The organism is Haloferax sp. S2CR25 (assembly GCF_031624535.1).
In the GTDB taxonomy this organism is placed as follows: domain Archaea; phylum Halobacteriota; class Halobacteria; order Halobacteriales; family Haloferacaceae; genus Haloferax; species Haloferax massiliensis.
Genome location: NZ_JAMQOO010000013.1, coordinates 26,355 through 41,358 on the forward strand (window position 1 = coordinate 26,355; position 15,004 = coordinate 41,358).

9 protein-coding genes are annotated in these 15,004 nt (G+C 54.4%); 3 read left to right on the forward strand and 6 right to left on the reverse strand.

The window, feature by feature from the left end; genetic code table 11:
• Positions 1–38: 38 nt before the first annotated feature.
• The 3 genes from NDI65_RS19850 to NDI65_RS19860 form a co-directional block, all read right to left on the reverse strand.
• Positions 39–1,238, reverse strand: coding sequence for a tyrosine-type recombinase/integrase (locus NDI65_RS19850; RefSeq protein WP_310894141.1), 1,200 nt, complete (start codon positions 1,236–1,238; stop codon positions 39–41).
• Positions 1,239–1,635: 397 nt separating this feature from the next.
• Positions 1,636–1,986: a hypothetical protein gene (locus tag NDI65_RS19855; protein WP_310894142.1), complete on the reverse strand. Its 351-nt coding sequence runs from the start codon at positions 1,984–1,986 to the stop codon at positions 1,636–1,638.
• Positions 1,987–2,151: 165 nt separating this feature from the next.
• Positions 2,152–3,321 (reverse strand): ISH3 family transposase, encoded by a 1,170-nt coding sequence (locus NDI65_RS19860; RefSeq protein WP_310894143.1) that lies wholly within the window; start codon positions 3,319–3,321, stop codon positions 2,152–2,154.
• 216 nt (positions 3,322–3,537) lie between these two features.
• On the opposite strand from NDI65_RS19860, the gene NDI65_RS19865 reads away from it, so the two are divergent.
• A complete protein-coding gene (locus NDI65_RS19865) occupies positions 3,538–3,750 on the forward strand; it encodes a hypothetical protein (protein WP_310894144.1) in 213 nt (70 codons plus the stop codon).
• Positions 3,751–3,941: 191 nt separating this feature from the next.
• Here NDI65_RS19865 and NDI65_RS19870 read toward each other — a convergent pair whose 3' ends face one another.
• The 3 genes from NDI65_RS19870 to NDI65_RS19880 form a co-directional block, all read right to left on the reverse strand.
• On the reverse strand, positions 3,942–5,639 hold the full coding sequence (locus tag NDI65_RS19870) for a hypothetical protein (RefSeq protein WP_310894145.1): 1,698 nt from the start codon (positions 5,637–5,639) through the stop codon (positions 3,942–3,944).
• Positions 5,640–5,790: 151 nt separating this feature from the next.
• Complete coding sequence (locus NDI65_RS19875) at positions 5,791–6,945, reverse strand: competence protein CoiA family protein (protein ID WP_310894146.1); 1,155 nt, start codon at positions 6,943–6,945, stop codon at positions 5,791–5,793.
• 10 nt (positions 6,946–6,955) lie between these two features.
• Complete coding sequence (locus NDI65_RS19880; RefSeq protein ID WP_275880866.1) at positions 6,956–8,206, reverse strand: transcription initiation factor IIB family protein; 1,251 nt, start codon at positions 8,204–8,206, stop codon at positions 6,956–6,958.
• A 254-nt stretch (positions 8,207–8,460) separates the two neighbouring features.
• Here NDI65_RS19880 and NDI65_RS19885 point away from each other — a divergent pair, with 254 nt between their 5' ends.
• Together NDI65_RS19885 and NDI65_RS19890 are read left to right on the forward strand one after the other, a co-directional pair.
• Positions 8,461–11,691 (forward strand): DEAD/DEAH box helicase family protein, encoded by a 3,231-nt coding sequence (locus NDI65_RS19885; protein ID WP_310894147.1) that lies wholly within the window; start codon positions 8,461–8,463, stop codon positions 11,689–11,691.
• Positions 11,688–15,002 carry a PD-(D/E)XK nuclease family protein gene (locus tag NDI65_RS19890; protein ID WP_310894148.1) on the forward strand — a complete coding sequence of 1,105 codons (3,315 nt, stop codon included), beginning with the start codon at positions 11,688–11,690 and terminating at the stop codon, positions 15,000–15,002. Before NDI65_RS19885 ends, NDI65_RS19890 begins: the two co-directional genes overlap by 4 nt.
• Positions 15,003–15,004: the final 2 nt, after the last annotated feature.

A 15,004-nucleotide genomic window follows, 5' to 3' on the forward strand; every position in this document is an offset into this window, starting at 1 on the left:
GGAACTCGAAAACAACTCTGAGAAGTAGTCTCGTGGTCTTACTGATTGAACGCTTCAGCCAACTTTTCCTTCATCCGCCGACGCCGCGCCTTCCGCTCTTGTTCCCTCGACAAATAGTTCCGAAGTACAACTTCTGTTGACGAACTCCCTTGGTCTTCTGCAACACCCTCCAATCCTTCGAGAACCTCACCAACGGCTTCCTGATATGCCGAGTACCAGAACCGCCGCCCCATCTTCGGCGTTGGTGTCTCGCCGTCGACAACCACCTCAGAACGGTCTGCAAGCTGTTTGAATCGTCGGCGAATGGTACTCACCGATATATGACCGGTCGAAGATGACCGTGACGGGAACAGATACCCGTTCCACTCTTTGCGGTCAGAAAGCGAATCAATCCGATCAGCGACGACGTCCACGCCGTACAGCAGTGCCACCTCTCCAGGCCCATTTTTCCTTTCACCGTCACAGAACGATAGATGTGCATCCTCAGCGTCGAGTACCACTTGATCGACGTGGAGTGCAGCGACTTCCGAAGGTCGGAGTCCCCATCCCGCGAGTGCGACGACGAGCAACTCCGCTTCGGGCGAATCCACCTCTCCATAGATTCGACGCACCTGCGACGCCGACAATGCCTGTGGATCCGGCTCAGCGGCCTCCCACCCGAACTCTTCGCCCGCCTCCGAGAGTGGGTTGTACTTTGCGTACTTCCGGCGTTTCACGAACGCGTACCACGCTCTGGCGACGTGCAGATACTCAAGTTTCGAGCGGTCGGTCGACAACTCTTCGTCGAAGGCGTCGAGAACTGTGAGGCAGCGCTCGATTTCTCGTGGTTGCTGGTCGAGGTCGGAGAGTGGTTTGAGTAATGCGTCTGTCCCGTGGAGCTCGTGATAGGTCCGAACCCACTTCGCTAGCCGTGTGCGGTGCGTCTCGACTGTACTGTCCGCTCGTCCACCACGGGTCTCGATAGAGGTGATATACGCGTTGAGTGCGTCGACAGTTGCGTCGTGGCCCACTCCCCATTGCCATTCTCCCGGACCTTCGCCTTCGAGACCAACGACATCGACGAAGAATTGCTTGGGTGTGAGGTCGTGGTGCTCACGCAGCGCGTACGCGATTCCGCTGTATCCGTGTTCAGTAAGCCAGTCGTAGGTTGGAATGTCGCGGTCTTCGTCGAACCCGTCTCGATATCGTTCCGGTGCGATGTCTTGCCAGTAGACGTCGACGAGTTCGTCGAGGCTCATTTGTGACCACTTGTAGCGGCGCTCTCTCGCCTCGTTCTCTGAAGCGTCCTCTTCGACCTCTAAACCCTGGGAGTCAGCCTCCGAATTCACGCCTGCTCACCGGGGAGTAACCCGCTCGCTGCGTGTTGGGGTAATTCTGAATGTGTGATTTTCATTACTCACCGACCTTATCCCATTGAGTTAATACTTTGGCTTATGCGGGAGTGGTTCGTACACAACGAAAATTAGTAAAATACGGCTACAGGGGGAGCCAACATTGAATACACTGTATAGTGCTATACAGAATCTAAAACCCGCCCGAATGAGTTTGTGTTCTGTTGCAAGTTTTACTCTCACACATCAGTGTCTGCTTATCTGAAGCACGAACGCTGGATGTTTATTAATAGTACTAAGTCGCTCAACGATGCTTGTCGAGATCGTAAATATCGGTTGAGTAAACTTGCGGAAAGATTTCATGCACCCGTTCGTCCGCGTCTTCGACGATTAGTAGGTTCTCGTCTTCCCACGATGCAAGTTGTTCATTCAGCGCGACGAGTGCCCGTTCTGCGCTTGTAACGTCCTGTATAGCAGCATGTATGAGCCGGTCAGTGTACCGGAGAACAACGCAAACGGCACTCTTGTCCGGTACTGCGAGACGTGAAGCGATGTACGCTTCCGAGTCGACACCACCCTCACCGACTAATGTCCTCGCATCGATTGAGCGGTAGACTATGTTGTCTACTTCGAGGTTCAGTACCTCACAAAGCATCCTCGGCTAGCTGTTTCTGAAGCCTGAGTTCTGTGCCGGAGCGGTTGTACTGGCGGTCTCGACGAGAGAATCTTGGGCGAACCGACGGAGAGCTGTCGCTGTCGGCGGCGGCTGCCGCCGACGCGACAGCGTCGCCACTCCCGCTGGAGGCTGTCTGGGTGGTGATTACCGGGTAAACCGGTCGTCCGGTGGCCGGTTCGCGGGGACGGCCCGACGCACCGCGAGGACCGTCCACGCTGCCCGTCGGATCATGTTGATGAACTCCTTGAACGGCCACTGCCAGAGGCGACGCCCGCCTCGGCGGGGCGTCGCCACGTACTCCCAGTGCAGATACCGCCAGACGTTCTGTAATAGCAAGCTCACCACGACGTACAACAGCCGTACGACCGGACTTTGTGTCGAGGTCGTCGCAATACTTTGTTCGGAGAGTCGATAGCTCGCCTCGATACCGAAGCGTTTCGCGTAGTGGTATCGAGCGTCTCGTGGTGAGTCGATGAACGGCGCGTCAGCGGCGTAGCCGTGACGTGCCACTCCATGTTCGTCGTACCGTCCGTTCTGGTAGGTACAGTCGATGTAGACGGGAAACTCGACGGTCCAGCTGTGACCGTCGAGTTTCGCCATCAGACTGTGCTGAATCACGCGACTCCAGCCTTCCGAGAGTTCTTGCTTGATCGTCCGTCCCCAGCGGACGATCGGCATGACGTAGGCGTGGTTGTGCGCCTGAAGCAGCGTCAAACACTTGCTGTCGTAGAATTCGCGGTCAAGATAGACGGCCTTGACATCGAGGTCAAGGCTGTCGAGGATACCAAGAAACTCGGCGAGGACGCTGCTGGCGGTGTCGCCGTCTTCGAGACGGCGCACCGCCAGCGTGTAGCGTTTGTTCTTCACACGCGCGTAGAGTGTCGCGTAAGCGTGGAACGCGGTGGTTCCACGCTTCGCTTGTGAGTGGTACAGGCCGTCCGTGTCATCTTCGTCACCATAGTAGGGCCGCAGGTGGAGGTCCGAAACGACCTCCACCTGCTGGGGAAGGACGTCGAGAACGTCCTTCTGGAGGAGCGTGTTTCCAACTTGTTCGAGCGTCTCAAGGTCGAACTTGGTGCGGAGATGGTAGAGAACCGAGTTTTTGTGGGGTGCATCTTCGCTTCTCTCACAGAGCGTTGAGACCGAGGTCCCGTCGGCGCACGCGCCGACGAGGACCTCGTAGATGTCTTCAGCATCGAGCTCGGCGTTTTCACCGAGAGTGAGAGCAACTTCCTCGTCAAGAGAGTTGACGAGGAAGTTAAGGAGCTGGTCCTCGTGGATTTCACTGTCTGCTTGCTGCTGTTGTTTGGACACATCTTCAGCAAGCAGACGTCTCAACTAACCGGCTTTGTGATGTACTGAGGTTACTCTCCGATGAGAGCCACTTAGCATACTCCTTTAGAATATCATGAGGAGCGTTCGAATTGCTCTCCGAGTACGCGACGAGACTGTCGTTAATTCCTTGCAACACGTCCGTCTCGATGGAGCGTGTTTCGGGCCCCTGGGATGCATCTCACGGACATGGGGGCCGTGTCTGACCTCATCGACTACTCCTACGGCGGTGAAAACGTCATGCTTAGATTTGATACGGTTACAGAAGCGCTCGCCGCGTACCGTGAAAGTATACAGCGCGTTGACTCGCCTGACGACATCGACGCCTACAATCTAAAAACCGAAGAAGGACTTCCTGAGCTACTCGTAGGCGGAGTCATCCCTACTGACGCGATTGTCGACGTGATTTGAATGAGTGTGCGACGATCTCCGACGTTGAGATAAATGAACAAAAATCGTACTCATCCACTTCAGATCAGTGTCTACGCAGTTCATAGCATTGTGAAGTAGCTTGAGGACAGTCTTGGTAGCAGGTTGAATACTCTCAAGACCCTGCCTTGGGATTAAAACTGGTAATTGTCGTTCCCACGAACCAGGTAGTGCTATTGTTTGTGACGGAGTTCAGAGATTAGAGCGTCCTCGAGTGCCTCACGCATGAATTCAGGGGTAGATATCCCGTGCTCTTCAGATAGTCTTTCAACGGCATCGTGATAGCCCTGCGGGACACGTACAGTCAACTCTACTTGTTTTGCTTCATCCACGTGACGCTGTAGAGCACCGCTAAAGAATTGGCTTCGACTCTCATAAGCCGAAGAACTCTCAACAACAGAATCAATCATCGAAAGCAGATTCGTCGGTAGTGAAATCTCAACCTCTGTTGTAGCGATTGGTGCTTGCGGGGTACTTTGGATACCGTCAATTGTACGCTTCAGAAGCGACCGAACAGCTTCGCCGAAAGCATCGTTTGTCCCGTCATCGGTATTAGCAAGGTAGAACGCAAGAGAATCAACTCGAACCTGGACACACTCGTAATCGGTTTCTTCACCAGAACTGCCGATGACGACCGAACCGGTACCTACCGCTTGTTGCCTCCCTTCGTCTTCCCAATTATCCAGAACCCACGATAATGACCGCTCACGCCACTCTGGCCAATTACAAAGTATTTCAGAACTTGGTATTTCCGTTTCTTCTTTAGTGATACTGTGAGCGTAAATACTCCTCCTGTGAGGCTTCACATCGAATGTGACAATGTCACCAACGTCAATACCGCCGCCCTCCACGTCATCCTCAGAATATGTGAAAGCACGACCTGAATGCGATCTAATTCTGCCGTACCCCTTGTTGCTTAACGAGAGTACAACACCTAGAGACCGCTCATACTCTCCCGGATCTATTCCTCCCAGGTCATTAAGAGACTCAGCGCGCGATTCGTCTTTCGGATTGAGATTTGCAGTTGGGTTTGACGTAATCTTCTTTGGACTAGCACTCGGCCTCGTAATCAAGTGATTGAAGTAGTACAGTATATCAGGACCAACTATCAGGAACTCATCAATCTGCTCTCTCGAGAACGTGTCACCCGCTGTATGCCACTCTACCTCGTCGGGTCCCATTGTGATTGATTGAGAGTGGCTGGTTCCAGGCTGGATTTCGAAAAACAACTCGGCGTTGGTACTTACCTTGTCAACAGTCCGGAAATCATGGACTGTCCAAGCGATACCATCAGTATCGAACGAATACGTAGGAACTCCTTGTGAGCTCACCCGAAAGCGCTGTACGATAATGGGGTGTTCAGTCGAATGATGAGCAATTGATTTCAGGATACCATCTGGATCATCTGCCCTCGCAATCCGATTTAATGTTGCCTCGTACTCGTCATCGGACGGACTCCACTTTTTGATGAACGATCGTTTCGAAGCGTCAATACGACCTACAATCGCGGTTTTCTCATCTGGGCTTGTCGACAATTTCTCTTCATTTAGCTCGCAATCGGTAGGTGTGTGTTGGTATAGAAAGTCTTTGAGCCGTTGCTTCATTTCGAGTGTCAGCTTCCCCGAGGAGACCGTGGCTTCGGGGTCAATATCTTCTGTTTTCACTTCTGTTCCAGACTTGTTAGTGTAGGCATGGCCGATGTCACAAAGAGGCTTGAGAAACTGCCACGAAATATGGTCTTCTCCACGGAGCCCAAGATCAGAAAACAAGCCTTCAGCCTCCGGACTCAACTGAAGTGTAACGTAGCTTCCGTTGATACTTGACCTAATATAATATCCTTTGTCGTTTTGATATTCTTTGACAGTAGGCATACTGTCCGAAATTTAATGCAACGTGATATTCTTTGGTGTTTGAGGAGGTGAGCCCAGGCGAAGATTTAATCATGTCACCTTCCACTATCCTAGGTTCGCGTGCAAACATTCCTATATAAATTGAGCATTTTGACCAGTCCAGTAGTTGCCGTTAGAGATGTTTAATAGAATTATTGACAAATTCTTCGATATCGTGATGAAGTTTTCCAGAAATTGAAAATTTAGTTTTCACTATCTCAGAGTTGCCTGACAAATCCTTCTGGCCGAGTTCCATAACGTATTGATTATCTCTACTTGACTTGATTTTGAACCAGGCAGTCTCAGAACTCTCGTACGATTTCAGCCAACAAATATCGAGGTCTTGCCATTCCCCCTTTTGTTTCTCCTTCTTTGCAGCTGACTGGATAGTTGATGGTATTTTCTCAACCAGATTAACTTCGTTAGGGGTCACGCGGACAAGTATACTTTCAGGCCGAGTTCCTCGTTGACCTTTACTCAATTTCAAAAAATACTGTCCTGTGGGACTCTCAACGAATTGGAGAGATCTCTTCGTCAGGTCTGCCTTCTTACTCAACCAAACTTGCTTGTGTGTCACCCAGCTACTAGACTTGTTACCAGAAACTGCTTTTTCTCTATGTGACGTCTCTGTAGGAGTTGATAGAGTCGGCGACTGAGACGCTTCTTGATAAGCCCGTTTTAATTTGGCTTCATTTGCTTCAAAATACTCTCTTGGAAGTATAATATCGACCTCCACTGACTCTGGGGGTTCGCAGATAGGCAACTGAAGACCATCGTATCCTCGAAGCTTTGGGAGTGCGCGTGGCCAAACGTGTTGAACATGATTAACTGAGACGTCGTATCCCGAATAGTGCTGTTCTGAGAGCCACAATACACTGAACCCTTGGTCATAATAATCTGAATCAGTCGCGAAGAGGTCCTTGGAATTGTTACGGTATTGGACCTCAACTGCGATGCCATGCCCAAACGGATGTCGTGGTTGGTTGAATTCTACGAGCAAATCCGCTCGTCTGTTTCCGACTGTCTTTTCCAACGAGACCGTGGCGTTCGGAAATTCAACCTTCAGCTTGGACAGTGCGATCAACTTCATTCGGAGGTGAGGAATGGATTCGCCAGCACAGTCCTCGTTCGTTTGGTGCCGGAAGTGCCGTGCGACGAATCTCCCATTTCGGTGATGTCCAGTCACTACGGTCAAATTGTCTGAACACTTTGGGCAGGTGAGTGAGGCCTCGGCAGTAACTTGGTGTGGTAACACTCGCTCACCATCGTTCATTGCTGAAAATGGCATATTGGGTTACCTACTCTCCCCGAATATTCTCGACAACTAACTCTCTGATCAAGTCAGATTCTGTTTCGTACGTGTTGTCATTCTCGACTCGTTTCGTCAGTTCAATTCCGACGTCCGGCGGTAATGTTACAGACACAGAGATTGGTTCAGCAATTGAGTTCACGTTCTCCTGTACGATAGATCCTACAAGCTCAGAACTAGTTTCAAATGCTTCATACCGTCCAACGATTGCACTAACCATATCTGCAAGCAGTGAATCGATGGGGATTGAAACGACTTCGCTAGACGATTTTTTAAATAAGGGCGGCAACGACTTTTCATCGCTCCGTAGATGCTCGGTTACTGAGTCTCTCACACAACCATCTACGAACGACTCCACCGAACTGGCTTCGATAACATTGCGGTTGACCAACGCGTCAATCGTGGTCACTAACGAACGTGGTAACTGGACCGAGTCCGACGAAGGTTTCTCATGCTCGCCTTCGACACTAGATACTTGAGTGGACGGTTCTGTTTGAGTGTCTTCAGTACTCTCCTGATTATCTGAACTTTCGTTAGCGTCGGGCTTAGTATCCTCACCTAACGTATCATGCTCATATTGTTTCTTTCCCGATTCAACGTTGTAGGTCTCTGTTCGAGCAAGCTCTTCTTTCCCTCCGAGTGCGTCCGCGATATCTTGGTAGGTGTTTCGTATCGTGACTTCAGTTACACCAACGGCCTCTGCGATGTCCCCTTGGGTGTACTCCAGACGGAGGTCGTTAAGGTAAACCACGAGATAGAGCGCAGATGCGGCGATACCAGCAGGAGAGCGACCTCCGTTTATTACCGAGGCTTCCTCTCTACGGACGTCTGTGAGTAATTGCTTCGTCTGTTCTACGATTTCATCTGACGTCCCTAATTCTGTACCGTAGCGCTCGACGAGGTCTTCCGGTTTTGTAGGCGTGTTTTCGATATTGAACTCCTTTGCGAGCACTTTCTCTGCTCGGAGGACACTCTTCAGGCTGAACTCTTCGTTGAGGTCACTCGACGCATCCACCTCACGCCAAGAACTCACGATGTCTTTGGCGGTGTACCACCCGCCAGACTGTTTGACCGCGAGAAGGAGTGCCGCTGCAGCGACGGTATCGTTTCCTCGCCCAGACGTGATGCCTTCCATCGAAGCTTGACGAGCAAGCATCTCTGCAGTTTGAAGAGAATCACCCGATACTTCGAGTTCCTCGGCGATACGGTTCATTCGATCCCCTCTCGGAACGTCAGTCATTAGTTATCGTGGAGGTACGACCAAGGGCCGTAAAAGCATTCCTAATACTGCATCTAGAAAACGGTAGAAAACTATTTACTCCATTGTGATGTATCTATCTCTGAAAAGATAATCGACAGGGAGTGTGACTGTATAGGTGATTTATGTATCTGTCAGTACGCCTGTCGAGCACACAAACAAACGAACCGGCTTGGGGCGTTCCGGTTGATCCGACTCGAAGTTCGTCCTATCCAAGAGACAGTTGGGGCACATAGATGGGATTTGATCCGTTCGAGAAGCAGTTCGGCAACAACAGCAAACAGGTCGACGAAGTATTCCGAGAATCACGACTTGATGGTCGTGGGCTGAGTGAAACTCAGTGGCCTGCACAGATCGACCGCGCAGCGACAGACCTCCTCTATGGTGTCGCAATTGGTGGGGGAGCGGGCACAGGTGATATCGGGGGAGTCATCGATCAAGTAAACTTCTCGGAGGCAACCGGGAGGTTCTACGTCGACGGACTCAGAAATCTCGGTGGCTCCGGTTCTGACCTCGACCGATCCCTGAGACGATACGATTCCGAAGCCGTCGGGAAATTGGCCTTCCACCTCAACAAGTTCCGAAAGGAGCTCTCAGAGCACGGAGATGGTCAGATGGACGTCGACAGGGCGGTGGAAGCTCTCGTCGAAAAGGCAGCTACCGAGGCTATCGAAGATAGTGTTCGCGTCGACGCGAACGACGGTGCTGGACTCCGGCAACTCCGTGATTCGAGTTCCGCGTCCGACCTCGTGATGAAACTGTTCTCTGATCCAAGCGTCGAAGCGTACGCCGACGCTCTCATAGGGACTGTTTCGGATCGATCGACTACGACAAGTGGGCTGCTCGCTCGGCTAGACGAAGCCAGGATGACAACCCCGCTGTGGAAGCATCAGAAACAGGCCCTCCGCAAGTGGTTCGAGAGTGACCAGAAGGGCTACGTGAACATGGCGACGGCTACGGGGAAGACGGTTCTCGGTCTCGCGACGATCGCTGCTAGATACGGTGCTCTCCATCCAGTCGATGCTCCCATCGCAGAGGATTACGAAACAGGGGGGTCTGACCCACGAATTCTGGTTGTCGCCGGGAACAACCTCCTACTGTCACAGTGGCGCGAAGAGTTAGACGAACACCTCGATATCCCGAAAGACAGGACCGTCCCCGTGGATGGAGACGGTGGGAAAGACATCGAACTTGGATGGGGGACCATCGAGTTCAGGACTGCACAGTCTCTCCTCACCACCCCATCACTCCGTGGACACGACCTCGTCATCTTGGACGAGGCACACCAGTATTCACGACGGAAACGAGGTGACGAACGAGGTTGGGGTGACGTCTTCGAGGAACTAGTCGATGGGAGTGACGCAATCTTGGCGATGTCAGGATCCGTGGACGGTGGGTGGAAAGGTGACGACGCCGCGGAGAACGCCCTCGAAAACCATCTCGATAGATGTTATCGGTTTACCATTCCGATGGCGCGTAGCCACGGTGTCATCGCGGACTTTAGTTGGGAAGTTCACTACGCTGCAGCGACCGAGGAAGACGAAACGAAACTCGCAGAGCAGACACAAATAATCCGGAAAAACCTCGACTCGCTTACTGGGGAACTGGATGCAGAGAACTTGGGTGTCGACCCTGGCGACCTCCCAACACAGGTCGGATCGTATGCAGACTTGCAGTCCTTCGCACAGTCAAACGCCGGTAACAACCTCCGTGAGCAGTCAGAAGAGTTCGACCTTCTCGCGACTGCGTTGTTCACACGTCGGCCGGTTCGCTGGAACCTCTCACCACAAGACGACGCAATCGTCGACCTCATCAAGCGACACGCACCAGCGCAGAAAACCGTGGTTCTCGTCCAGAACTACGATGACGCATCTCGGCTTCGGACGCGCCTTGTCGAGAACGAAGGGTTCTCCGACGACAGCGTCATCGCTCTCGAAAGTGGCGACGACGACCGCGCCGAGAAAATCGGCCGATTCAAAGACGCAACTGGCGGCGTCCTCCTCGGATCTGGCAAATTACTGGGAACGGGTGTGAACATGCCCGATGCTGAAGTCGCAGTCAACGTCGCCAGCGGTGGTGTGAACGCTTCCCTCGTTCAGCGGATCGGTCGGGTTCTTCGGAACCCAAAGGGCGACAAGGAAGCTCGATTCTACCACGTCGTTCCGACTGCAGTCCACGAACACGCAATCGATCCACACGAGGACGGTCAACAACTTCTCCGCCGAGCGGCCGAGTTCTCTGCACTTGGAGAGACGTTCAAAGAGGCGCCAGGGTTCTCCATTGCAACTGAAAACGTTGGGGTGACTGTCTCTGCCCTAGAAGTTGCAGGCGAAGAGACGCTCTCCACCCGACCCGACAGCCACATAGGGGAACTCGTCGATACTGACGCCGCTGCCGACGCTCTCAGAGAACTTCGTGCTGCAGTCCAGGCGGACGAGTCCAGCGACGGAGAACAGATTGAGCCGGTCGTTGCTCGTCACTGGCCACCTAAGACTTCTGACGACGATACTGGATCATCCACCTCCGGAAGTGAAGGTGAGGAGGAGGAGGTACCACAGAGTGAGGGCCTCTTCCCAACACGGAACGAGAAGTACGAACAATATCGACTTGCACTCGACAGGTACCGTGCCGCGAAGGGGGTCGCAGAGCACCTGCTGGGAATCGATTACGAGTTCCATCGTGAGAATGGTTCGTACGTCGTGTACCTGCCCTCGGAGTATAGTGGGTCCGAGTTCCACGAACATCTCGAAGAGGCACTCGACGAGTACCGTCGCATCAAGGCGATTGTGAACGGTGAAGACGGTGAGAAAGGGTCGCTGCCAAAATACCGTGCAGAGTGGCCCGCACCACCGAAATCGACTGCAGCGATGGTCGACGAAGGGATCGCTGCTGCCATCGGCACGGACTACTCAGAAGATGACCCACTGTTCTTCGCTCGCGAAGATGGCGAGCTCTACGAACTCCCACTCCCAGATGGGCGGCGCCTCGCGGTTGATCGGGTTTATGATCCGACTGAGGCTACTGACGATGGAGGCGCACCGAACGTGGTTCGAGTGTCGACAACGTTGGTCGAAGTTGCGCGTGGCCGTCTCGACGCCGAGACGAAATCGTCCATAGACCAGACGATAGAGTCGTGGACTCGCGACCTTATCGTCGGCTCGCTCAGTGGAGAACTGCCGGCCTTCGCCGGTGACGTCGAAATTGGTGAGCAGACGACACCGGTCGAGCTTTCAGATGACATCCTCTCGTTCGTACAGGCGAGTTGTGAGAATGAGACCAGCCCGTTCACCGAACCCGACGTACTCGTCGAGACTGCGATACGGTCCGCACTCGACATCGAACCGGGGGAGACAGAAACGGTGAGCACCGAGGTTTCAGCAGACTTTGCTGCGCTGGCAAGAAAAAACGACATCGACCTCGAGGCTGCGCTGAAGAGTGCACTCGAACAGGAGCTTCAGAAGTGGTGACGAACGAAGTGACTCAGCAAGCTTCCCAGTCCGTGTTGTTCCACGGCCCCGATGCAGAAGCCCTCGACGACGCAGCGTTTCAGTGGGCACACACGCACTCGTCCGGGCTCCCCGAGAGTATCCTGTACCTCACGAACCAGCCCCACAGAGAGACGGTCGTAGAGACACAGTGGCAGGAAGTCGGCAGACCCGCTGAGCTCGTCGCGATGAGTCTGGACGACTTCGTCGATCGCTGCTACGACCGGACAGCGATCGGTGGCCCGTCGACACGAATCGACCAACCGACCCGACAACGCTTGATGGAACGAGCGATCGAATCGCTTCCCGAGGAGTCACCACTCCACAGCGACAGAGACGGACTTCCGTCGACAGGCTTGACTGGTGAATTGGAAGACCTCTTCAGCTTACTCGAATTCGCTGGTGTACTCGACGTCGACACGTTGCAACAGCGACTCCGTGGCGAAGGTCTCCCGAACCTCGCCGACGAACTCGGTCGTGTCGCAGCGGAATTCTACGGTGGACGAGACGACATTGAAGACGGCTCTGGTACCGTTCTCCAGGCTGAGCGGTACCAGCACGTCGAAAGCATCGACCCATCTTCGATCTTCGAACACGTCGACGCCGTCATTGTCGCCGGATTCGACCGGTTCTCGGTACTCGCTGAGCGGGTCGTCGCGACGGTTGCAGACACGTGGCCGACGGCTGGAACGGTCGTCCGGCTCACCGACACTGACGAACCAGTGGGTGTCGACGTCGCTGCCGACCGTGCTTGGTCGTTCTTCAACGACGACCTCGAGTTCGAAGCACAACATATCCCCTCACGATCTGACCTTCCACGTGAGAACGCAAAGCTCGCAGCATCGCTCTTCCGCCGTGAGGGGCCGACTATCGACAACACCGAACTTACTGCTGACTTCGTGGTCCCGTCGTCTCTCGAAGCCGAGGTCCGTTTCGTTGGTCGGCAGGTCCAGCAACTCGTTGGAGAAGGTGTCGACCTCGACGATATCGCCGTCGTTCCGATCTCGTCACAGGCGTACGTACCGGCACTCGCCGCCGAGTTCGAGAGTCGCCGGATTCGCTACGCTGCGAACAAGCAGTACGATGTCGACGAGACCGCGACTGGAACAGCACTCATCGCGGCACTCGATCTCGTAATGGACGACGACCCCGACGCACTCGCGAAGCTCGTCGACAATCCAGTCGTTACATTCGGCGAGTGGTGGCCGTCTGGGCAGTCACGTCGAGAAGTCCACGATGTGATTACCGAAGCCGTCGAATCCGACGACTTCGACGACGGGATTTCGCAGTCCAGTGACGAAGTAGAGCAGTTTGTTTCAGACGTTCGGGTGCAGGCGTCCACAATTCAGACTTCGGACGCACCACTTGCTGAATTTAGAGCGTTCATCTTGGACCTCGGCATCGACGAGACCGTCGAGAACCGGGAGACGACCGGGTCGCAACGCGTCGTCCGAAGTGGTGTTCGGCGTGTCCTCGATGCAGTCGACCGAACCGCTGCCGACCGTGGCGGCGTGCTCGAACGTGCACGACACGCACTGTCTGGGGCATCTGTGACGGACACACCTCGGGGATGGGACGACCGCGTCGATATCATCGACGCGGGTTCGGTCGGAGCGAGAGCCTATGACTACGTCTTCGTCGTTGGCCTCACCGCTTCTCACTTCCCAGGTGGAAACGGTCGGTTAGCACTGTATCAGCGCGTGACAGATGCGCACGAAGATTTCGAGGAGGCAGACCACGCTCGCCGTGCCGAGTACCGCATCGCTGGGTTACTCGGTTCGTCGGCTTCGATCGTGTTCTCACGCCCATCGAAACAACTCGATGGCACGAAATACGTCGACGCATCCATTCTCGCGGAGCTTCGGCGTGTGACTGACACGAAGGCGACAGTCAGAGACGAGTTCGAGAACCTGTTCGACTCGACTGTCCCACACCGAGATGTTGTGGGTTCCCGAGGAGACCTTCACCGAGCGTTTAGTCTCGTCGGTGTATCGGGTGGCAAACTCGCTGTTGCGGACGCGATCGAGACTGCAGAGTCCGGTGGAGTATTCGAAATGGCACCCGGTGCGAACGACACACTCGCTCGGCCACAATCGCCTTCCAGTCAGAACGGTGTTCGGACTGCGTCCTCCCGCGACCGAGCACAACTCGACGATCGTAATGGGTGGCTTTCCGAAGCGACGGCAACAGTCCTCTCCCTCGAACCCAAGCCACTCTCACCCACTGCAGCTGAGGACTATGCAGCATGTCCGTTCAAGTACTACGCCAGGCGAGTTCTCGAACTGGACGACGACGACGAGACGACTGTTCCGATGGCCCGGGGGACGGTTGTCCACGATATACTTGAGGCGTTTTACGAGCGCCTCGCTGAACAGGAGGGACGTCCAGTACCGCTGGGCTCGTTCTCTCGGTCCGAGCTCGAAGGTGAACTTCTTGAAGTTGCACTATCCAGGCTTCGTGCAGCAGACGAGACAGAACGGGAAGCGCTCGACGAAGAGTGGCGGTATCGGCACCTCGCAGGACTGGGAACCGATAGCTCGAACCCGTACTACACGCTCCCCGGAATAGAGGCGGAAGCATCTGGCATCTTTGTGCGGTTCCTCGACGAAGAGGTCCGGTTCCACGTCGACCCAGATGACGATCTTCGAGATGGTCCAGTCACGGTTGCACCGTACCAATTCGAACAGCGCTTGTCTGGCTCAGTGGGTTCCGTCGATATGTTCGGGTATCTCGACCGACAGGACCGGAGTGGTGGTGGCCTCGCCGTCATCAGGGACTACAAGACCGGGAAAACGCCGTCGGAACGAGACACACTTGATGGCATCAAATTCCAACTCCCCGTGTACGCGAAGCTACTCGAACAAACGGAAGACGTCGAAGTAGTTGGCGGGACGTACTACCGTCTCCGGAAGCCGGGCGACGTATCATCCAACGCGGGACAGGTGACCTTCGACGACGTTGCTGCATGGTATGGACACGGGGGGACACCGACTGTCCGTGGGCGAACACCGGCGATCGAGACGGGAGATGGGTTCCGCGAGTTGCTTGATGAGGCCGTTCCCGACCGACTCTCACAGATCGTCGACGGTATCGAGTCTGGTGTCTTTCATCCGACACCCAACAAAGAAGACGCCGCTGGATGTTCGTCGTGTGCGTTCCGAGACGCCTGCGACGTCCGGCACCACAGACGGCGCGACCTCGTAGCGAATCTCGAATCGGCGGAACGGGACGCCTACGTTCCACCGATGGCGCGCGGTGTCGAGTGGGAACCGACTGTGGAGCGTGACGAGTAACG

What these genes read in the sequence shown, in the direction of transcription:
- NDI65_RS19850 (WP_310894141.1), bottom strand. Translation starts at nt 1,238, where the DNA reads ATGAGCCTCGACGAACTCGTCGACGTCTACTGGCAAGACATCGCACCG.
- NDI65_RS19855 (WP_310894142.1), bottom strand. Translation starts at nt 1,986, where the DNA reads ATGCTTTGTGAGGTACTGAACCTCGAAGTAGACAACATAGTCTACCGC.
- NDI65_RS19870 (WP_310894145.1), bottom strand. Translation starts at nt 5,639, where the DNA reads ATGCCTACTGTCAAAGAATATCAAAACGACAAAGGATATTATATTAGG.
- NDI65_RS19875 (WP_310894146.1), bottom strand. Translation starts at nt 6,945, where the DNA reads ATGCCATTTTCAGCAATGAACGATGGTGAGCGAGTGTTACCACACCAA.
- NDI65_RS19880 (WP_275880866.1), bottom strand. Translation starts at nt 8,206, where the DNA reads ATGACTGACGTTCCGAGAGGGGATCGAATGAACCGTATCGCCGAGGAA.
- NDI65_RS19885 (WP_310894147.1), top strand. Translation starts at nt 8,461, where the DNA reads ATGGGATTTGATCCGTTCGAGAAGCAGTTCGGCAACAACAGCAAACAG.